General features: G+C 35.9%; 17 protein-coding genes. 13 read left to right on the top strand and 4 right to left on the bottom strand.

From position 1 onward, the window contains the following. Nucleotides 1-72 precede the first annotated feature (72 nt). Both K5Q14_RS07915 and K5Q14_RS07910 read right to left on the bottom strand, forming a co-directional pair. On the bottom strand, nt 73-954 hold the full coding sequence (locus K5Q14_RS07915) for a metal ABC transporter solute-binding protein (protein WP_220735259.1): 882 nt from the start codon (nt 952-954) through the stop codon (nt 73-75). Continuing rightward, nucleotides 951-1,391 (bottom strand): MarR family winged helix-turn-helix transcriptional regulator, encoded by a 441-nt coding sequence (locus K5Q14_RS07910; protein ID WP_220735258.1) that lies wholly within the window; start codon nt 1,389-1,391, stop codon nt 951-953. The genes K5Q14_RS07915 and K5Q14_RS07910 overlap by 4 nt, the downstream gene beginning before the upstream one ends. A gap of 188 nt (nt 1,392-1,579) precedes the next feature. Between K5Q14_RS07910 and K5Q14_RS07905 the strand changes: the two genes are divergently transcribed. The 6 genes from K5Q14_RS07905 (at nt 1,580) to K5Q14_RS07880 (ending at nt 7,307) form a co-directional block, all read left to right on the top strand. Continuing rightward, on the top strand, nt 1,580-2,332 hold the full coding sequence (locus tag K5Q14_RS07905) for an ABC transporter ATP-binding protein (RefSeq protein ID WP_220735257.1): 753 nt from the start codon (nt 1,580-1,582) through the stop codon (nt 2,330-2,332). A gap of 1 nt (nt 2,333) precedes the next feature. Beyond that, the gene (locus tag K5Q14_RS07900) at nt 2,334-4,337 is read left to right on the top strand and encodes an FtsX-like permease family protein (protein WP_220735256.1); all 2,004 of its coding nucleotides are present in this window, start codon (nt 2,334-2,336) and stop codon (nt 4,335-4,337) included. 7 nt (nt 4,338-4,344) lie between these two features. Then, a complete protein-coding gene (locus K5Q14_RS07895; protein ID WP_220735255.1) occupies nt 4,345-4,998 on the top strand; it encodes a response regulator transcription factor in 654 nt (217 codons plus the stop codon). After that, nucleotides 4,985-5,863, top strand: coding sequence for a sensor histidine kinase (locus K5Q14_RS07890; protein WP_220735254.1), 879 nt, complete (start codon nt 4,985-4,987; stop codon nt 5,861-5,863). The genes K5Q14_RS07895 and K5Q14_RS07890 overlap by 14 nt, the downstream gene beginning before the upstream one ends. A gap of 79 nt (nt 5,864-5,942) precedes the next feature. Then, on the top strand, nt 5,943-6,698 hold the full coding sequence (locus tag K5Q14_RS07885) for a hypothetical protein (RefSeq protein WP_220735253.1): 756 nt from the start codon (nt 5,943-5,945) through the stop codon (nt 6,696-6,698). 15 nt (nt 6,699-6,713) lie between these two features. Next, nucleotides 6,714-7,307, top strand: coding sequence for an ATP-binding cassette domain-containing protein (locus K5Q14_RS07880; RefSeq protein WP_220735252.1), 594 nt, complete (start codon nt 6,714-6,716; stop codon nt 7,305-7,307). 55 nt (nt 7,308-7,362) lie between these two features. Here K5Q14_RS07880 and zwf read toward each other — a convergent pair whose 3' ends face one another. After that, complete coding sequence (gene zwf, locus K5Q14_RS07875; RefSeq protein ID WP_220735251.1) at nt 7,363-8,823, bottom strand: glucose-6-phosphate dehydrogenase; 1,461 nt, start codon at nt 8,821-8,823, stop codon at nt 7,363-7,365. Nucleotides 8,824-8,928: 105 nt separating this feature from the next. Here zwf and K5Q14_RS07870 point away from each other — a divergent pair, with 105 nt between their 5' ends. From K5Q14_RS07870 to K5Q14_RS07850, 5 genes are all read left to right on the top strand, one after another. Beyond that, on the top strand, nt 8,929-9,243 hold the full coding sequence (locus tag K5Q14_RS07870; RefSeq protein WP_220735250.1) for a hypothetical protein: 315 nt from the start codon (nt 8,929-8,931) through the stop codon (nt 9,241-9,243). Nucleotides 9,244-9,354: 111 nt separating this feature from the next. After that, nucleotides 9,355-10,566: an MDR family MFS transporter gene (locus K5Q14_RS07865; RefSeq protein WP_220735249.1), complete on the top strand. Its 1,212-nt coding sequence runs from the start codon at nt 9,355-9,357 to the stop codon at nt 10,564-10,566. A 357-nt stretch (nt 10,567-10,923) separates the two neighbouring features. Further along, nucleotides 10,924-11,730: a Cof-type HAD-IIB family hydrolase gene (locus tag K5Q14_RS07860; protein ID WP_220735248.1), complete on the top strand. Its 807-nt coding sequence runs from the start codon at nt 10,924-10,926 to the stop codon at nt 11,728-11,730. 59 nt (nt 11,731-11,789) lie between these two features. Then, the gene (locus K5Q14_RS07855; protein WP_220735247.1) at nt 11,790-14,174 is read left to right on the top strand and encodes a phosphoketolase family protein; all 2,385 of its coding nucleotides are present in this window, start codon (nt 11,790-11,792) and stop codon (nt 14,172-14,174) included. Between the two features lie 343 nt (nt 14,175-14,517). Continuing rightward, nucleotides 14,518-15,873 (top strand): Na+/H+ antiporter NhaC family protein, encoded by a 1,356-nt coding sequence (locus tag K5Q14_RS07850; protein ID WP_220735246.1) that lies wholly within the window; start codon nt 14,518-14,520, stop codon nt 15,871-15,873. A 637-nt stretch (nt 15,874-16,510) separates the two neighbouring features. Here K5Q14_RS07850 and K5Q14_RS07845 read toward each other — a convergent pair. Beyond that, a complete protein-coding gene (locus K5Q14_RS07845; protein WP_220735245.1) occupies nt 16,511-17,866 on the bottom strand; it encodes an MFS transporter in 1,356 nt (451 codons plus the stop codon). Nucleotides 17,867-18,022: 156 nt separating this feature from the next. Here K5Q14_RS07845 and K5Q14_RS07840 point away from each other — a divergent pair, with 156 nt between their 5' ends. Together K5Q14_RS07840 and K5Q14_RS07835 are read left to right on the top strand one after the other, a co-directional pair. Then, a complete protein-coding gene (locus tag K5Q14_RS07840; RefSeq protein WP_220735244.1) occupies nt 18,023-19,132 on the top strand; it encodes an ArsR/SmtB family transcription factor in 1,110 nt (369 codons plus the stop codon). A gap of 298 nt (nt 19,133-19,430) precedes the next feature. Further along, the gene (locus K5Q14_RS07835) at nt 19,431-19,943 is read left to right on the top strand and encodes a GNAT family N-acetyltransferase (RefSeq protein ID WP_220735243.1); all 513 of its coding nucleotides are present in this window, start codon (nt 19,431-19,433) and stop codon (nt 19,941-19,943) included. Nucleotides 19,944-20,259: the final 316 nt, after the last annotated feature.

Below are 20,259 nucleotides of genomic sequence, written 5' to 3'. Positions count from 1 at the left end.
GCGCATCGGATAGTTTGTGATCCTCTTCAAGAGTAGTATAGCATATTTGAAATGATTAATGGCATGGTAAGATTACTGTGTTATTTTTTGAATTTGTTTTAACTCTGCTAATTTCCAGCTGACATAATTTTCGTTACGTGGGATAGTTTCGGTAACATTGATAACAGGCACATGATTGTCTTTTGCAAGGTTAACGATTGTTGAAACAGTTGAGCTTGTCGTTTGCTTATTATTTACCAAAAAGGCAATTTTGTGGTTTGTAATAGCTGAACGAAGGTTTGTTAGTGTCGCAGGTGACGGATCATTGCCCTCTTCAATGGCTTCAGAAAAATCAGTATCCATTACTTTGTATCCTAAAGCTGTTAACATATATTCAAATACAGGTTCAGTTTGGGCAACAGATTGATTATTAGCATGCTTTTTAAGTTGATCAACAAGATCTGTCACGGGTTTTAAACTCGTGATATATTTTTTGGCATTAGCTTGATATTCTTTTTTATGTGAGGGGTCTTGCTTTGACAACTTATCAGCTAAATATTGGGCTGTTTTCGTCATGGTTTCCGGATTATTCCAGAGATGAGGATTGACACCGGACTTTTCTTTTAATACGTTTTCACCAATGCGGATGAGTTGGGTATGTTTGGATGTTCGAGCCAGTTTGTTAAGCCAAGCATCGTACCCCAAACCGTTGGCCAGTGCAATATCAGCGCCACTAACTTTTTTAGCAACTTCTGTGGTTGGTTCGTAATCTTCGGGTGATACATTAGGATCTTTAATAATTGCTGTGGCAGTACCATGTGTACCAACAACTGTTTGGGCAAGTTCAGCATAGAAATCAGTTGATGCGACAATGTTGATTTTAGTTGTATTTTGTTTTGGTGAATTACCTTTAAATGTGGCAAAACCTACAATGGCAATAACGATAATTACCATAGCGGCGATTAGTTTTTTCATGAGTGATTGTCCTTTAAATGATTAATTTGTTCAAGAAATGTAATAATTGTTGTTTGCTGCTCAGGTGTGAAATTTGAAACAGTCGCATTAATATCATGATGTAAATTCTGGTGCGATTGCTCATGTTGTAAGGCAAGTTTGATGCCTTCAGGTGTTAAAGTATAATTGACGCTACGTTTATCGACGGCATCTTTGGTTGATGTCACATAGCCATGCGTGGTCAAATTTTTAATGGCCTTGGTAATTGCTGGTTTTGTGAGCTTCATTGTTTCAGCGAGCATTGTATTGGTCGCGTTTTGTGATCGTAATAGCATCAGCAAATGCGCCTGTGTGGCATTAATTTGCTGGGCTGTGGTTGTGCGAATGAACTCAGAACTTGCCGCGTACGTTTGGACAAAGGTGTTGAGTTCTTGAATAATGTTGTCGGATTCTGACATGATTGGCCTCGATAGTTTACTAGTTAATTAACCAGTAAACTATACCAAATAATGATTGCATTTGTCAACCTTATCTTTAAAAGTGGCTAATCTGACATTTTTGTCAGGTTATGGTCGCATTTGTTAGTGAATGGCAGGCTAAGTTATTAGATAATAATAGATATAGAATATGAATTGGAGAAAATAATATGTTACTCGAAGTTAATCATTTAGCAAAGATTTTTAAAACACGTTTTTCGAAGGAAACAACGACGGCATTGCGTGACGTTGATTTTAGCGTTGAGAAGGGTGAATATATTGCAATCATGGGTGAATCTGGCAGTGGTAAGACAACGCTTCTCAATATATTAGCGACATTAGAACGCCCGACTAACGGCGTTGTATCGTTAAATGGCACGAATATAACTGGTATTAAAGCCAACGATTTAGCTAAATTTCGTCGTGAACACTTGGGATTTGTCTTTCAAGATTTTAATTTGTTAGATACATTGAATGTGCGCGACAATATTTATTTGCCACTGGTTTTAAACTGTAAACCAGTACAAATGATGCAAGAACGTATTGGTAAGTTAGCACCGCTACTTAATATATCAGAAATATTAAATAAACAACCTTTTGAATTATCTGGTGGTCAAAAACAGCGCGTAGCGATTGCAAGAGCTTTGATGACGGAACCTGACTTGATTTTGGGGGATGAACCAACTGCAGCGTTAGATTCAAAAAACTCAGATCGCTTGTTAAATTTATTTGAACAAATCAATGATGAAGGTCAAACTATTTTAATGGTGACACATTCAAGTGTTGTTGCCAGTCACGCTAAACGTGTGTTGTTTATTAAAGATGGTATGATTTATCATCAATTATATCGTGCTGAGCGTAGTACAGCAGACTTTAACAAAGAAATCAACTTAGCCATGAGTAGTGTTTTAGGAGGCAATTGATATGTTTTATCTGAAATTAGCGCAACGTAACATTCGAAAGTCATTCAAAAACTTTGCCCCATTTTTACTAGCAACCCTGATGATGTTTGTTTTGAATTTTATTTTGGCATCAATTGCTTTTTCACCAGAATTAGATAAATTAGACATCAAGTCAGTAGCTGTCGTTTTAATTATTGGTCAAATCATACTTATTCCTTTTTCGATTGGGATTGAAATCTACGCTTACCGTTTTTTATTAAAGAAACGTTCACGAGAGTTTGGCTTGTATGATATTTTAGGCCTTGGCAAGGCGCAGATTATTTTTGTTGCCTTACTTGAACTACTATTCTTGTTAATAGCCACGTTATTACTCGGCACAATAATTGGTATTATTTTATCAAAATTCTTATTTTTAGTTTTTATTGCCTTAATCGGTGGCAACTATTTCAATTTAACTTTTTCAGTTGTCGGCATTGTTATGCCGATTATTGTGACTTTAACGGCTTTTGTCCTATTAGCATTGATTAGTATGTGGACGATCCATCACCATTCTAGCTTGTCATTATTGCATTCGGAGAACCAGGGTGAACGTGAACCAAAATCACGCGGATTTTTAGCGTTTTTAGGCATGTTACTACTAGTTATTGGTTATTATATGGCGATAACGATTAAAGTAAATTCGCTTATGATTATCATATTTGCGGGTGCAGTGATATTAGTGATTATAGGGACTTACTTATTTTATGTCGCATTTACTATTTGGTATTTAAAACGTCAAAAACGAGGCCGTAAATATTATCAGCCAGAAAAATTTATCACAACAAATGCCTTACTATACCGCATGAAACAAAATGCTATTGGGTTAGGTAATATTACCATACTAGTCACAATGGCCATCGTGACTTTAGTCACGACAGTCATGTTACAGGCTGGATTAAAACAAAATATGATGGCAAATATGCCATTTACAACCGAACTGAGCGCCATGAACACAGGCGATACTCGTGTTGGCAATGTAACAGAAGAACAGTTTGACCGTCTTTTGTCATTAACTGAGCAACAAACACATATTGATTTGACAAAAGGGATTCAATACGTTGACTATGGCACAACGTCAGTTCAATTGCCTAGTAGTGAACATGTGACGGTTAACCATGTCATGTCTAGTGCTAGTCAGTCAGGTCTTACTAATGTAGAGATTGTTTCCCGTGATACGTTAATTAAGCTTGGCAACAAAATACCGAAGTTGGCACCAAATGATATATTAATTCATAATTATGCTGGGCAGTTTAATCCAAAGAGCGTCAACTGGTTTGGTCAATCATTACGTGTTAAAGGTCAAACAGAAAATGTCAAAAACTATCCAACTCAAAGTATTGTAGGTAACAGTATGATGATTGTAACGGCAAATGATAGACAAGCCAAACAGCTGTATCAACGTATTACGTTTGATGCAGATGGTTACTCAATTGCACAACGTAAGCTAGTGATTAATTTAAGTAAGATTGATAGTAAGCAAGTTGTTAAAGCATTTAAATCAATAGGTGAAAATGACAGCAACTTATCATCGGTACCCCGAGTATCAGCATTCTCATCTGATCGATTTGCACTACTAAAAGAGGGGCAGGCATATTCAGGTGGCTTTCTCTTCATTGGTTTCACATTGGGATTAACATTTATCATTGGTGCTGCGTTAATCATTTATTATAAACAAATTGCTGAAGGCGAACAGGATAAAGAGGCGTTCCGCATATTACAAGAGGTCGGCCTGTCTAAAAAAGAAGTGTCACAAACAATTAATAGTCAAATACGTTTATTGTTTTTCATGCCAATTGCGGTGGCTGTTGTTCATTTTGCAGGTGCTTATATCATGATTTCTAAAATTATTAATGCCTTTGGCATTACCAATGACATGTTAATGTTATCTGTTAGTGGTGGTGTCATTCTATTAATTGTTGTGATGTACTATCTGATTTATAAAGTCACGTCGCGTAGTTATGTTAAGATTGTACAACGTCACGTATAATGAAGTTATGCAAAAAATATTTATTGTTGAAGACGACACGAGTATTGTCGACAGTTTAAAAGATATATTATCCAGAGAATTCAGCGTTGCGACAACGCTGAATTTTCGTGCTGTCGTACAAGAAATAACTGAGGCACATGCTGATTTAGTATTAATGGACATCACGTTACCTTACTTTAATGGTTTTTATTGGACAGCAGCGTTACGTCAGATTAGTAAAGTGCCTATTATTTTCATTTCAAGTGCTAATGATGAAATGAATCAAGTGATGGCATTGAGTATGGGTGCTGATGACTTTGTTGCTAAACCGTTTAATTTAGCTGTTTTGAATGCTAAAGTGCAGGCATTGTTACGCCGTAGTTACAATTTTAGTGCGTCAGAGTTGATGTTTGCTGGATATCGCTTAGTTGATAGTCAGTTGATTAGCGCTGAGGCTAAAATTGATTTAACAGGAACGGAAACAAAAATACTGCAGACGTTATTTGAACATGGCACAACGGTTGTAACTAAGGATTTCTTGTTGGCAAAGCTGTGGGAAAATGACGATTTCATCGACGCTAATACACTGCATGTTAATATGGCACGGTTGCGGAAAAAAGTAGCGGTCATTAATTTTGATAAAATTCACACAGTACGCGGGGTTGGCTATGTATTGGGGTAAGTATTTAAAACGACAATTGGGGTTATTTTTAACACTTATTGTGGGGATGAGTCTATTTTTATGTACTTTTTTCTTATGGCAGTTACCAATGACATCGCTTCTAAATGCAAGTTTATTGTTTTTGTTAATGCTTATTATTTACGCAACGATTGATTATCAAAAATTTCGACACGAACAACGATATTTAGGTGATTTACAATCAGAAAATGCACAAATTAGTACGAAATTGGCAGCGCAAATGCAGAGAGATAAAGCGTTTATGGATATTATGCGTGTCTGGACGCACCAAATGAAAGTACCATTAGCGAGTTTAGATTTGATTGCGCAAACGCGGTTACCGGAGCTTCAAAAGCAAACATTTGAATTAGAAAATTATTTGACTATTCTGCTTGAGTACCTTCGCGTTCAAAATATAACAACTGATTTTCGTTTTGAAGTTGTGAATATCCGTGAGTTAGTTAATATGGTGATTAAAAAGTATGCTGCTCAGTTTATTCATAAGGATTTAAAGGTGATAATTGTCGGTGAAGCAACGATTCAAACCGATGCTAAATGGTTGGCGGTAGCTGTAGAGCAGATTATTAATAATGCGGTGAAATACACGGAAACAGGTGGGGTAAGAATTGAAATAACTGATCAACAATTACGTATTACAGATAGTGGTATTGGCATATTAGCTTCAGACTTACCACGGTTGTTTTCACATGGTTTTACTGGTTATAATGGTCGACTAGATAAAAAATCGAGTGGCTTGGGATTATATTTATCAAAATTAGTGTTGAATAAATTATCATGTGACATTACAGTGACCTCAAAAATTGATGTTGGGACGACAGTTGTCATTGGCTTTTTGACCTTAAAATAGATAACATGAGTTGATTATTGTGTTATGATGATATAAATGATTTTTTTATCATAAATATATTAATTATTTGGGAGTAAATATGAACGATATAAGGGCACTGAGCAAAGTATATGTCATTAATCTGTTGAGTAATAAATTTGTCTTTGTGTTTAACTTGCTATTACCAACGATTTATTTTTTATACCAAAATGGCAAATACTGGTCTCGCCCTGCTGTCAGTTTCAGCCAATCGACTAATTTAGTGATTAGTTATTTTTGGGCCTACATTATTATGGTGACAATATTAAATAATGTGATTGTTGCCATGATTGCGCAACGAGAAAATGGTTTTTATAAACAATTATTTTTTATTGTTGGTTCTAAATGGAAAATACTCATCGCTAATTTTTTAGTGCAACTGGCAGTTCTAAATGGTGAATTGATTATCTTCAATGTGGTAGTGATGACAGTTTTTCATAATTGGCATATTAGTCTGCTTTTAGCTGGCATGTTGTCGGCTATAATTGTTTCTGTACCTGTGGCGTTGATTAGTAGTCTGTTATTTTTGTTAAAAGTTAAAATTGAATCAATTAATATTCTGGTATCTATTTTATTGTTTGGGTTGTTTGCCCTGATTAATTTACCAAAAAGTGGATCGATTAGTCACATACTATCCTTACTTAATCCACTAACCTATACGGTTGAAACTTCTTTCCAGACGTTGTCATTGTTTTTTAATCATACATTTGATTATAGTATGATTTTAATATGGTTGATTGTCACGGTGGTTTATGGTTTGTTCGGGTGGTTTGGCACGTCGAAATTATCAGTTCATTCGATTATTGATCGGGTCTAGTTAGGAGATTAACATATGCAAATAAAAAATTATTCATTACGTTATGCTGATCGTGTTCTCGCCCAGAATTTGGAGGTTGAATTTTCTAATCAAGAAATCAATGTGATTACGGGTGCTAATGGCGCTGGTAAGACGACACTGTTAGACTTTATTGCGGGTGTTGGTCCAAAAGCGGCCAAAGGCGATAAAATCAATGTACCCAAACAAGCTGAAATTGCCTATCAATTGCAGCATATTCATTTTTTTACAACACTTAGTGTTGCCCAGACGATTACAATGTATCGACAACTTGGTAACCCAGCGATTGAAACAGAAAATACAACATTTCAAATAATTAAAAAACGGGTATTGGATAAAATATGGCAGGTTGAAATGGGCAAATTATCTGGCGGTGAGCGACAAATGGTCTTAACATACGGGCAGTGTTTGTTGGAAAAAAAGCTGTATATTTTTGATGAACCGACTAGTGGTGTTGATGTTGATAATACAAAAATTATTTTGAGCATGATTGCTTCTCTGGTACAGGATCGTCAAAAAGTAGTCGTTATGACATCACATAACTTGGAACAAATGGTCGATCTACCTGTTCATTTGATTCAATTAGGGTGAAAAAAAGCGCTTAGAGAGGTAAAATTCTCTAAGCGCTTTTAGTTATATATTAATTTTATCCCTTAAACACCCAAGCGTCACCGTTACCGGCTAACAACTTATCAGATGCTTCAGGTCCCATTGAACCTGACTTGTAAGTTTCAAGCGGTGCTTTACCGGCAGTATAAACTGCTGAAATTGCATCAACGAACTTCCAAGCAATTGCGACACCATTCCAGTCAGCGAAGTTTGAGCCATCGCCGTTCATTGTGTCATGAATCATACGTTCGTATGGTTCTGGTGTGTTTTGCTTATCTTCATCAGAAATTGTCCAACCAAGGTCAATAGTACGTGTGTTGAATGAATCTTCAACAGACTTTGAGTTAATCTTGAATTCTATACCACCCTTAGGGTCGATCAAAATTGACAAAACAGACTCTTGTGCTTCTTGTGTTGTACCAAAGTCAAATGTGCCTGCTTTGAAGACAATATCGACACGTGTCTGCTTAGCAGCTAAACGCTTACCTGAACGGACATAGAATGGGACACCTTCCCAACGTGGCAAATCAAACTGTAGTTCACCAGCAATAAAGGTGTTATTCTTTGAATCAGCAGGGACATCTAATTCTTCCAAGTATGGCTTGAAATCAGCTGAATCGCCGGCACCATATTGTGCGCGAACGAAGTACTTGTTGACTTCTTCTTCATTATAAATTTTCAATGCGTTGAAAGCAGCATTTTTAGCAGCACGGATGTCTTTATCGTTAAATGATGCTGGCTTTTCCATAGCTAACCAACCAACAATTTGCATGGTATGGTTTTGAATCATATCAAGCAATGCGCCAGCTGTATCGTAATAGCCGGCACGCTCTTCAACACCTAATACTTCTGACAAAGTCACTTGTACGTTTTTAATATAGTCTTTGTTCCAAGCGGCATCAAAGATTGGGTTTCCAAAACGCAAAGCAGCGATGTTTTGAACCATTTCTTTACCTAAGTAGTGGTCAATACGGAATAATTGATCATCTTTAAAGGCGTTTTCTAAATCATTTTGTAATTCTTCAGCGGTCGTGTATGATGTACCAAAGGGCTTTTCAATCATTAAACGGTTGTAACCAGTATTAGCCAGTAAGTTTTCAGACTTGAGATACTTTGCAATTGTACCAAAGAAGCGTGGGGCAACTGACATGTAAAAGATACGGTTACCGTCAATATCAAACTTTGTAGCAGCTTCTTCAATCGCTTCTTTCAAAATACCATATGAAGCAGCATCTGTGACATCATGTGCACGGTATGAGAAATGGGCAATAAATGCCTCGGCTTGATCTTGATCTTCTGTAAAGTCTGCAATAGACTCGCGAACTAATTGTTTAAATTCTTCGTCCGTTAGTTCTTGACGCGCCGTGCCAACAATGGCAAAGTGTTCTTGTAGGTAACCTTTCTTATAAAGGTTGAAAACTGATGGGTAAAGCTTGCGCTTTGCCAAATCACCAGTACCGCCAAAAAATGTTACCAATGTCTTGATTTCTGAAACCATAATGTTCCCCTTAATATTAGAATTGAATTCAACTATTATTATAACGCAAAATCAGTTAGAAAGTATGCGTTTTCACAAACACGTCAACTGCTAGGTAAGGAAAAAATGTTAATTAACGATTTTACCCCAAAACAACAACAAATTTTACGACAATTAGATATTGGTCAGTACGCTGGTCAAACGCTGATTGCCCACGCACCGAGTAAAAATAATACTAAAAATTATTATGTCATCCATATTGATTTAAAGACCAATCATTGGCGCTATCAACCTGATGAACCAATTAAGCCAATTGAGGTAGCCGAGTTACTCAAAGCAGGTGGGTTAAGAACGACCACAGTCAGGCATCAATACGTTTTGAATTCTGCTATTTTTAGCAAGCCAATTAGACGCCTCTTAAAAAAATTCATGGTAAGATGACAGTATCTGAAACGTACAATTTTACATAATATAATTTTTGTTGAAACAGCTTAAAATAGCTCATTCTAAGCTGTTTTTTATGCTACAATAAACCTACTAATTGGAGGATTTATGCAAACAAGTTTAGCTGATAAACCGCGACAGCTCAATGAAAAATGGCTACTTATAGGTACCTTGCTGTCAAGTACAGGGAATTCTATGATTTGGCCTGTTATGACTTTGTACATCACTGGTGTTTTGAATCAAAGTTTTACAACCGCTGGCGTTGTTTTAATGATTGGGGCCATGGTGAGTTTATTTGGCTCTTTTGTTGGTGGTAAATTATTTGATCACTGGCGCCCTTATGCTGCTATGGTTTTGACCAGTATCATCATTTTGACAGCGGTGGCTAGCCTAATATTCTTTAATAAATGGCCAGTATTTGCTATTTTAATCTGGATAGCAAATTTTGGTATGGGCATTGAGCAGACATTAGTAAATTCATTTGCGACAACTATATCTGGTCAAAAAACGCGTGTGATATTTAATAATATGTATATTGTTTTAAATATTGGTGTTGTTTTGGGAACGTTAGCTGTTGGTTATTTGTTTGATTATGGGTTCAGCTTACTGATGATGATTTCGACGGCCATTTATTTTGGATTAATGTTGATTATTATTACTAAATTTAATGTGTCGGTGGACGATGCTGATCCGGTAGTTAACAACGAAGAAGAACAGGGCAACAAGCCAACAAGTACAAAGAAAAAATTTAAATTAACACCTGTTTTAATTGCTATTGGTGCGCTCTTATTTATTACCTATTTATCTTACATGCTTTGGGAAACAGTTATGGCACCACATATGAAAACACTAGGCATGCCAACGCGGAACTATGCTGATTTATGGATGATTAATGGTGTCACAATTATTGTGTTGCAGAAATTTGTCTCAAATTGGGCAAATAAACACCCGTACCATGTGTCTGTTATTTTAGGGAGTGTTATTTTTGCGCTGAGCTTTTTCTTTTTGATTTTTGTTGAAGAATTTTGGCAAATTGTATTAGTCTTTGAATTATTAACGATTGGTGAAATGCTACAAAGTCCGCAAGTACCGGCATGGGTTGCCCAAATGACACCCAAAGAAGTTGCTGGACAGGCACAAGGATTTGTGTCAATGATGATTAGTTCTGGTCGTGTTGTTGGACCGATATATTCGGGTGTTATGATGGATCACGGATGGACAAATACGTTATTTTTGTCGGTTTTTATTGTAATGATAATTATCACTGGGCTGTTAGCATTGACCATGGCGCGACGTGTTGACAAAAATTCAGTGGCATAGATATAATTTTGAATTGATTGCTATTTTTGGCGTAACATTTCAGTAGTATTAAAATATTTGAGATATGTGTCATAGTATTGAAGATAGCCCACAACATTTGACGTTGTGGGTTTTTATTATGAACAAATATCGGTTTATATTTATATTGTTAATACAAGTCATTATAAATATTTATTTTACAAATAGAAATCAGCGTGTTTAAATTTAGATAGGGGTAGGAGGCAGTCTCATATGATTAAAACATATCAAACATTTTGAATCACCATAGCTGATTTTAAAGATAATTAAAAGCATTTTTATCTGCTCTAACTATCTATGAAGTGACTATTGATTTGGTAAAAGGGATGTTATTAGCTTATGGCAACAAAATTAATTGCATTAGATTTGGATAATACATTATTAAATCCACAAAAAGAAATTAGCTTGCGCAGTGAGTTGGTTTTAAAAAATCTTCACCAAAAAGGTATCAAAATTGTTCTAACTACTGGCCGACCGATAAAAGGAATTCTTCCTTTTATCAGACAACTTGATCTGCTACAAGCAGATGATTATGCGATTAACTTTAATGGTGCAGTTGTTGTCAATAATGCAAATCAAAAGACACTATTTAGCCATGCAATGGTTAAAAAAGATATTTTACCTATTTATGATTTGGCGATGACATACCATTTTCCACTTGATATTGTCTCGCTGCAACAAGCGTATTCAATTACTGAACTTGGTAAATCAACTTATGAAAATTATATTGGTCCGCCTATGACATTCAGTGATTTGAATTTTGCAAAGTTACCAGACCAAAAATATTATAAATTTGTTTGCCAAGATGATCCGACTAAAATAGATAAAATTAGTGTGCTTCTGAAGACAGTTGATAATCTAACAATTGTTAGATCAAGACGTGATTTGCTTGAATTTTTACCAAGAGGAACTAATAAGAAAAATGGCTTAGAAAAACTTATTTCTTATTTTGAATTTAAATGGTCTGATATTATGGCTTTTGGTGATGAGGAAAATGATGAAGAGATGATTCAATCTGCAGGTGTGGGTGTGGCGATGGAAAATGCTGTTGTAAGTGTGAAAAAAATTGCTAACAATGTGACCTTGTCAAATGCAGATGATGGCGTTGCGGTATTTTTGGAAAACTATTTTACCGATATTTTATAGTAGAAAAGGCGTTGTGACTGCCTAAAAAAGATTAAAAAGTAGTTTGTGAAGGAGAACAAATGACAATTGATTACGATTCAAAAGATTATTTAAACTATGTTGACGCTTATTGGCGAGCTGCTAATTATTTATCTGTTGGTCAACTTTTTTTGAGGAAAAATCCGTTACTACAAAGTGAATTAACCTCTGAAGACGTCAAAATAAAACCGATTGGGCATTGGGGAACAATTGCCCCACAAAACTTTATTTATGCCCACTTAAATCGTGCTATTTTGAAGTATGATTTGAATATGTTTTACATAGAAGGCTCGGGTCATGGTGGCCAAGTAATGGTATCTAATGCCTATTTGGATGGTTCATATACGAACATGTACCCCAATATCACTCAGAATATTCAGGGCATGCAACGCTTGTTTAAACAGTTTTCGTTTCCAGGTGGCATTGCTTCTCATGCTGCGCCGGAAACGCCTGGATCAATGCATGAGGGGGGTGAACTAGGCTATTCAATTTCTCACGGTGTTGGTGCTATTTTGGATAACCCTGACGTAATTGCTGCTGTAGAAGTGGGTGATGGTGAATCTGAGACGGGTCCTCTAGCGGCATCATGGTTTTCCAGTAAATTTATTAATCCGATTCATGATGGTGCTATTTTACCGATTGTGCAGGTTAATGGTTTTAAAATTTCGAATCCGACAATCTTGTCGCGAATGAGTGACAATGATATTGAAAAGTATTACGAAGGTATGGGGTGGCAGCCGTTATTTGTCGAGACTGATGGCAGTGATAATTTTAAAGCCCATGGTGCTATGGCTAAAGCAGTTGATACGGCAGTAGAAAAAATTAAAGCGATCCAACAGAATGCCCGTCAAATGGATGACGAATCATTGCCAATCTGGCCAATGATTGTGTTACGTGCACCCAAAGGATGGACAGGGCCAAAGAAAGATTTGGCAGGAAACCCAATTGAAAATTCTTTTCGTGCCCACCAAGTGCCTATTCCTGTGGATGCCAACCATTTAGAACATAAAACGATGTTGACTGATTGGATGACTTCTTACAAACCAGAAGAATTATTTAATCAAGATGGGACATTAACAGATATTGTACGTGTTAATCAACCTCAGGGAAATCAGCGTATGGCGATGAATCCCATCACTAATGGCGGTATTAATACAAAGCTGTTAAAAATGCCTGATTATAAGAAATTTGCGGTTGCTAGCAATGAACTTAAAAATAATCAAACGCAGAAAATGGATCTACAAATTGTTTCAACTTTTATTGCTGATATCATGGAAAAAAATCCCTCTAATTTCCGACAATTTGGTCCAGATGAAACAATGTCAAACCGCTTATGGGATGAATTTAAGGTGACTAATCGTCAATGGATGCAAGATATTCATACACCAAATGACCAAGCTATGGCACATTCAGGTCGTATACTGGATGCACAATTATCTGAACATCAAGCTGAAGGCTGGCTCGAAGGGTATGTTCTTACTGGAAGACATGGTTTCTTTGCATCATATGAAGCCTTTACGCGTGTTGTTGATTCTATGCTCACACAATATTATAAGTGGCTGCGTAAGGCGACAGAACAGACTTGGCGTCATGATTATCCCTCGTTAAATATTGTCAACGCGTCTCATGCTTTTCAACAAGATCATAATGGGTATACGCATCAAGATCCAGGTATGTTGACACATATGGCTGAAAAAGGACATGAGTTTGTCAATGAATTTTTACCAGCCGATGCAAATTCACTTTTGGCTGTGATGAATAAATCATTCAAGGTCCGTAATAAAATCAATATTATTGTTGCTTCTAAACATCCACGAACCCAATGGTTTACAATCGATGAAGCAACTAAATTAGTTGATAATGGATTAGGAATTATTCCTTGGGCTTCAAATGATAATAATGTTGCGCCGGATATTATTTTTGCAGCTGGTGGTACTGAAGCAACGATGGAAAGCTTAGCAGCTATTTCGTTATTGCATGATAATTTTCCTGATTTAAAATTCCGTTTCATAAATGTTATAGATTTACTGAAACTGCGTAAAAAGGGGAATGATCAAGATAGTCGTGGTTTGAGTGACGACGAATTTGATCGTTACTTTACGATTGATAAGCCAGTTATTTTCGCTTTTCATGGTTTTGAAAGTCTCGCTCGCGATTTGTTTTATGATCGCCATAATCATCACGTTATTTTTCATGGTTATCGTGAAAATGGTGACATTACAACACCTTTTGATATGCGTGTACTTAATGAACTTGATCGGTTTCACTTAGCTAAGGATGCCATTAATGCAACTCGTTATGCTGATGCAGCTGGTCAATTCAATCAGAAAATGGATACGATACTCGCGCAGCATACTGCTTATATTTGTGATAAAGGGACCGATTTACCAGACGTTGTCAATTGGCAATGGCATGATATTAAATAATTAGGTTTCCTTGTGGACGTGTTTTGGTGAAAAATGCCGTGTTGACAAAAATTCAGTGGCATAGTAGACTTAACTTACTTGAAATTAGCAATTATTGAGTAGAATAGACATTCGGCGTGAAGAGAAGCAGTGGTTGGTGAAAACTGCACAGGTGTTAATATTCGAAATACAGCTATCGATTTAAGCATGGCAGCACCATGTTATCAAATGCCAAAGTGATGCGTTTTTTAGCGCGTAAGCTGGGTGGTACCACGGATTTTTAAATGTCAATTCGTCCCTTCTGTCAATGTGACAGCGGGGACTTTTTTATTGTCACAATATAAAAATTGACAGGAGAAGTGGTATGGATAATAAATTAAACACAGGAACTTCAGTGGCACTAGTTGTCGCGACAGTTATGATTTTGGCAGTTGGTGTGATTGGCTTTGGGCTGGCACCGATTGCACCGATCTTACTTGTCATTGGTATGATTATGGTCGTTGCCCGTTTTAGGGGTATTTCTTGGCAAGCTAGCCAAACAGCGCTGATTAAGGGTGTTGAGTCAGGATTGACGCCATTATTTTTATTCTTATTAATTGGTGCACTCATTGCCTTATGGTTGGCAATCGGAGTGATTCCAACAATGATTTGGGTTGGCTTTAAAGTCTTAACACCTGCTTTTTTCTTGCCGACGGCTTTCATTACAACATCAATTATTGGCACACTAATCGGTAGCGCATTTACGACGCTATCGACAGTTGGTGTTGCGCTAATGGGCGTTGGCACATTGATGGGTATCAATCCAGCCATAGTTGCTGGGATTGTGTTGTCAGGGGCAATTTTTGGTGATAAGAATTCGCCATTATCAGATTCAACGAACTTAGCCAGTGCCATTTCCGAAACGGATTTATTTGCACATATCAAAAATCTGATGTGGACGACTGTACCAGCTTGGAGTTTAACGTTTATTGTGACGATTGTTATGAGTTTAGGGCATCAAACTCATGCAGATGCTACCCGTAAGATTACGGCGTTGCTACCTTTGCTACAACCGACATGGTGGGCGATTGTGCCACTCGTGTTATTGGTTGCAACGGCATGGTTTAAATTGCCTGCTATTCCTGCTCTGATGATCAACGTTTTAGTATCAAGTGTCATGTTTTTAACACAGCATAGCTTGAAGGCCTGGGCTGACTTATTAGTGAACGGTTTTCATACAACAAGTACTAACGCAACGTTGATGTCATTGCTTAATCGTGGGGGGATGTCTGCCATGATGGAAACGATTATGATGATTATGTTGGCACTTGCCTTGGGTGGATTGTTAAGCGGATTGGGTATTTTGAAACGTGTCATGGCACCCATTGTTGTCCATTTACAGACACAACGTTCAATTATATTGGCAACATTATTGACGGGAATTGGCGCTAACTTTTTAGTTGGCGAACAATATTTGGCAACAATTTTACCAGGGCAATTGTTTAAAGAGAGCTTTAAAAAAGTTGCGTTATCACCATTGGCTCTCGGTCGAACAATTGAAGACTCAGGGACAGTCATGAATTACTTGGTACCATGGGGCGTGGCAGGCGGCTTTGCTGCACAAACATTAGGCGTGCCAGTGATTGAATTTGCGCCATTTACATTATTTGCCCTATTGTCACCAGTCATGTCAGTATTATCAGCTGTGACGGGTGTTGGGTTGAGACAAAAAGAACAGTAGATTGTAAACAAAAATTGACTCAGCTATTAAGTGTTGAACTGAACCCCCTGAGTTGGAGAAAATCAAACTCAGGGGGTTATGTTTTCAAAAGAAGTTCAAATAGAAGCTGTTGTCTTATATTCAAGTCTTTTTGGGCTGATCCATTTGGGGAGTATTTTTACTTAATATTCGTACGTTGGCTATATTAAACAGATTTTATGCAGTCAACACTATGGGCTTTAAATACACTTGGCAAAGAAAATTAAAAGCACTTTTACATTTATAGTCACCATAATGTAGCCTATCTAAACCCAAAAATGCCAAACAAAAAAGAGCTGGTGTTCCTACGCACTAGCCCTTTTTTACTAGAGAGGTGAGTCTCCATGTATTTCTTCCTGCTTACATTATAGCATTTTATTGGTGACATTTCAAAACATGATATACTTAAAAAGCTGTTGTTTCCTACTATACGCAACGGCAAGGAGGTGAAAACTCCATGATATATTTCTTCCAAGAACTAACACAACTGTTCAACACAATTTGTGTGGCAGTTGTAATGTTTGCAATTAAACGTTATTTTGATGACCGTGACGGTCATTGAGATCATGTGGGCATCCTTAGGATGCTTTTTTGTTTGCCCTCTATTTCGAAATGTAGATCAATTGTGATCGCTAGAAAAACAATCAATTATAATTATTACGACAAGAACTATTGCACCTAAAAGCCATCCAATCTTGATATTCTGCAATAAAGAATCATGTAATGATAAAATCACACCACCAATGGTGACGCCAGTAGAAATACCAATGTTTTGTACCATTCTTTGAAGTGACCCTATTTCTCCTTGAATCGTGATTGGCACGGATTTAGAAATGAGCGCAATATTTGCGGGTTGAAAGAGGCCACCACCAATACCGTAAATGAAAAGGAAGATTGTTACTAGGAATGGTGTCAGCAGAGTATGACATGCAAACAATAAAATAAATGAAAGTGTCATCATAATAAAACCAATACTAACAAATTTTCTACCTTTATTTCCTTTGTTCAACTTACTACTAATTCTCGAGAAAATAACGAGTCCAACAGGTGTTCCAAGTACAAATAGGCCAGCTAAACCGGCACTTACTCCTAGATGTTTTTCGAGTAGAAAAGGTGGAAAAAGAAAAATCAGTGCTGATGCAAAGCCGAAAGTCATTGTTTCGAGTAGAAACAGGCCTAAGTGTTGACTCTTTTTGTATAATTTCAGGCTAAATAATGGATTTGTTTGATGATGTTCTATTTTGAATAAAATCCATGTGAAAATAATGGCTGTGAGTATGAGTAATCCAGCTAAAGCAACATTACTTTGCACAAAGGATAAACCTGAAAGTAAACAAATAATAATTACTGCACTTAACATCATACCTATACGATCAATTTTGTGTTGCACGATTAGATGCTCTTTCACATTTTTAAATAAAAAAATAGTTGTTAATAGAGAAATCAAAACAATCGGAACATTCATCCAAAAGATCCAGCGCCAATCGCCAAGAGATAAAAAAAGTCCACCTATTGTTGGTCCTAGGACTGGGCCAAGCCCTATTGCGATACCTAATATACCAATCGCTGTATGTAGCCGTTCTTTATTTACAAAAGTTGTAATCATAGTAATAGAGGTAGCTTGTAGTCCTGCTGCTCCGATTCCTTGAAAAATCCTAAAAAAGATCAACATGTCAATATTTACTGAAAACCCTGCCAACAAGGAACTTAATCCAAAAATAATGAAACCGTACAGAGAAACTTTAAGTTTCCCAATCTTATCACTCAGTACACCAAAAAACATGATGACGGCCGCAAGAGTCATTGTGTAGCCTGAAATACTGATGGTTGCGATAGAATTTGTCGTTTCAAAGTGATGTGTGAGGAATGGTAGCGCAATATTCATTATTCCTGTATCAAGGGTTGAAAGAAACATGCCAATACAAGCAACAAGAATAATAAGATTCTCGATTTTTGATTTATTAATTATCTTCATAAGAGTTGCACCTGTATATAGCAACTTTTGATACTTTTAATCATAAAATCAGCCTCCAAAATTTATTTTTACTGATTTCATCATGCGCTTTTTCACAAAGAAATGATACGATATAAGTAATGATTTCCATATTATTCAATCGAGGAAGGTGTTTACATGGCAATTGAAATAAATTTTGAGAATTTTTCTACCCAAACAGAAGAAACACTGACGCAAAGGGTTCAGTTTGTTTTTTCTCCGCTCAACGAATTGTTTCGTTCGTTGCATATTTTACTTAATCCTAGACATCATGGCCTTCATATGAAATGGATTGTGGAGACGCAACAGAAAATGATATCAGCATTATATAATGACTTACACTATTTTCGTTTAATTTATGAATTAGGAACGCCGACGTTGTTTTTACCGAGCACTGAAATATTTATCACTAACTTAGATAACGAAATTGTATTATTAAGGGATAAACTTAATGCAGTGACAGATGATGAAATGGTTAATCTTTTGACTGTGATGACTAAAAACAGGGAAAACAGTTTTATTCCTAAATTAGCTAAAGGGTTGGAATGGGGAGATTTTAAGCTGAGCCATAATGAAAATATTATTTCAGACATTTTAAAAGATTCAGACGCTGTATATAAACGTTTTTTCAATTTTATAAGTCAATATAGAACGCTAATTTTTGATGATTATTGGTATGACAAAAATATTGAACAAATACTTTTAGAAGAAATTGAAAGTGCTAGTCAAATCATGCATCGCGTCGGGTTTAAAGGTTTTTTGAACCAACTTCAAATTGAACGTATGCAATTTAAAGATAATAAACTGATGATTTTAAAGCCTTTTGATGCTAATATTCAGTTAAAAAACGCCGATTCTTTGCTTTTTGTGCCAAGTTATTTCACTTATCCTCATTTATTTGCGGAAACCTTTTCTAAGGGTATTTTTATTACCTATGATTGTCTCAGTAACCGGCACAAAAAATTAGATATCGAACAACTGAGCAAAGTATTCTTTGCGCTAAGTGACCCTGCAAGAATCGAACTTGTGTCTCACTTGCATGAGGAGAAGAATACGACCCAAGGACTTGCGCAACTACTATCGTATACTCAATCTAATGTTTCTAAGCAACTCAGACTTTTGAAAGAGGCAGAATTGGTGGCAAGTGAAAAGCAAGGGAAATATGTTTTTTACGCGACAACCTCGTTATTTGAACAAGTGCTGCCAGATTTTAATTTGTTGGTTAATCAGTCAAAATATAAAATATGATGTTAGTTTTGTATAAATAAAATCCAATGATTGGGATAGATTATTAGATTTTATTTGTTAAAGTACAACTTTGTTTAAACAAAAAATTGTTGTGATAAGAATTGTTAATTTTAATAAGAACGTCTATAATTTATTATTTTTAATTACGTCAAAAGAGCATCATATCAAATTTAAAAAAGATTGAACTGGAGCAAATCTTATGATAAAATATATTTTTATGCGAATATAATTAAATTTTTCGTGTGAATAAAATAATATTCTCATCACAATGTTATTAAAAATAAGGGAAGTACAAAAAATGGAAATCAAGCAATTAACAGCAGCTCAAGTTTACGAATTACAAGAAATTAGCATTGAAACATTTACAGATACTTATGGCAGTCAAAGTGATGAAAGTGATTTGTATCAATATTTGGAAGAAAGTTATTCACTTGAAAAGTTAAAAAAGGAAATTGAAAATAATAATTCGTTATTTTATATTTTTTATGACAAAAACAATGAAAAAATGGCTTATTTAAAATTAAATGTTGAAAACGCACAATCTGAAAGTGAGTTTGTTGATGCGCTAGAAATTGAACGTATATATATTCGAAAAAGTCATCAGAAAAAAGGACTTGGCCGTAAAATGTTTAATTTGGCGCTAGAAAAAGCGTTTGAATTAAACAAAAAACAAATATGGCTTGGTGTCTGGGAATACAATGAAAATGCTAAATTGTTTTATAATCATCTAGGATTCGAAGTTGTGGGGGAACATAGATTTAACTTAGGTACTGATGCTCAAACTGACTTATTAATGGCTAAAAAAATTTGATTCACTTAGTTATGTTAACATAGTGATATATTTGAATGATTTGCCATGTAAAATGGCATGTTAATTACCATGATTTAAAATTAATTGTCACAAAAAAACAGTAAATAAATTTACTGTTTTGATAAAATAATCTATTTGACAAATGACATTTTCATATCCAATACATTGATATTATTTTGATCAGCACGACTATCATTAACATTAATTTCGACAACTAAATTATATCTGATTTCCAATACTGCTCCTATACTGAAATTCCGGACTACTTTCTTTCTAGGACGAAATCCGAGATAATATAATATAGGAGCTTTTTATG

Origin of the sequence: Leuconostoc inhae (assembly GCF_019656015.1) — a bacterium.
Lineage (GTDB): Bacteria > Bacillota > Bacilli > Lactobacillales > Lactobacillaceae > Leuconostoc > Leuconostoc inhae_A.
Note: the sequence above shows the minus strand (reverse complement) of the source record. Positions and strands in the feature narration are given on the sequence as shown.

What these genes read in the sequence shown, in the direction of transcription:
- K5Q14_RS07915 (WP_220735259.1), bottom strand. Translation starts at nt 954, where the DNA reads ATGAAAAAACTAATCGCCGCTATGGTAATTATCGTTATTGCCATTGTA.
- K5Q14_RS07910 (WP_220735258.1), bottom strand. Translation starts at nt 1,391, where the DNA reads ATGTCAGAATCCGACAACATTATTCAAGAACTCAACACCTTTGTCCAA.
- K5Q14_RS07905 (WP_220735257.1), top strand. Translation starts at nt 1,580, where the DNA reads ATGTTACTCGAAGTTAATCATTTAGCAAAGATTTTTAAAACACGTTTT.
- K5Q14_RS07900 (WP_220735256.1), top strand. Translation starts at nt 2,334, where the DNA reads ATGTTTTATCTGAAATTAGCGCAACGTAACATTCGAAAGTCATTCAAA.
- K5Q14_RS07895 (WP_220735255.1), top strand. Translation starts at nt 4,345, where the DNA reads ATGCAAAAAATATTTATTGTTGAAGACGACACGAGTATTGTCGACAGT.
- K5Q14_RS07890 (WP_220735254.1), top strand. Translation starts at nt 4,985, where the DNA reads ATGTATTGGGGTAAGTATTTAAAACGACAATTGGGGTTATTTTTAACA.
- K5Q14_RS07885 (WP_220735253.1), top strand. Translation starts at nt 5,943, where the DNA reads ATGAACGATATAAGGGCACTGAGCAAAGTATATGTCATTAATCTGTTG.
- K5Q14_RS07880 (WP_220735252.1), top strand. Translation starts at nt 6,714, where the DNA reads ATGCAAATAAAAAATTATTCATTACGTTATGCTGATCGTGTTCTCGCC.
- zwf (WP_220735251.1), bottom strand. Translation starts at nt 8,823, where the DNA reads ATGGTTTCAGAAATCAAGACATTGGTAACATTTTTTGGCGGTACTGGT.
- K5Q14_RS07870 (WP_220735250.1), top strand. Translation starts at nt 8,929, where the DNA reads ATGTTAATTAACGATTTTACCCCAAAACAACAACAAATTTTACGACAA.
- K5Q14_RS07865 (WP_220735249.1), top strand. Translation starts at nt 9,355, where the DNA reads ATGCAAACAAGTTTAGCTGATAAACCGCGACAGCTCAATGAAAAATGG.
- K5Q14_RS07860 (WP_220735248.1), top strand. Translation starts at nt 10,924, where the DNA reads ATGGCAACAAAATTAATTGCATTAGATTTGGATAATACATTATTAAAT.
- K5Q14_RS07855 (WP_220735247.1), top strand. Translation starts at nt 11,790, where the DNA reads ATGACAATTGATTACGATTCAAAAGATTATTTAAACTATGTTGACGCT.
- K5Q14_RS07850 (WP_220735246.1), top strand. Translation starts at nt 14,518, where the DNA reads ATGGATAATAAATTAAACACAGGAACTTCAGTGGCACTAGTTGTCGCG.
- K5Q14_RS07845 (WP_220735245.1), bottom strand. Translation starts at nt 17,866, where the DNA reads ATGAAGATAATTAATAAATCAAAAATCGAGAATCTTATTATTCTTGTT.
- K5Q14_RS07840 (WP_220735244.1), top strand. Translation starts at nt 18,023, where the DNA reads ATGGCAATTGAAATAAATTTTGAGAATTTTTCTACCCAAACAGAAGAA.
- K5Q14_RS07835 (WP_220735243.1), top strand. Translation starts at nt 19,431, where the DNA reads ATGGAAATCAAGCAATTAACAGCAGCTCAAGTTTACGAATTACAAGAA.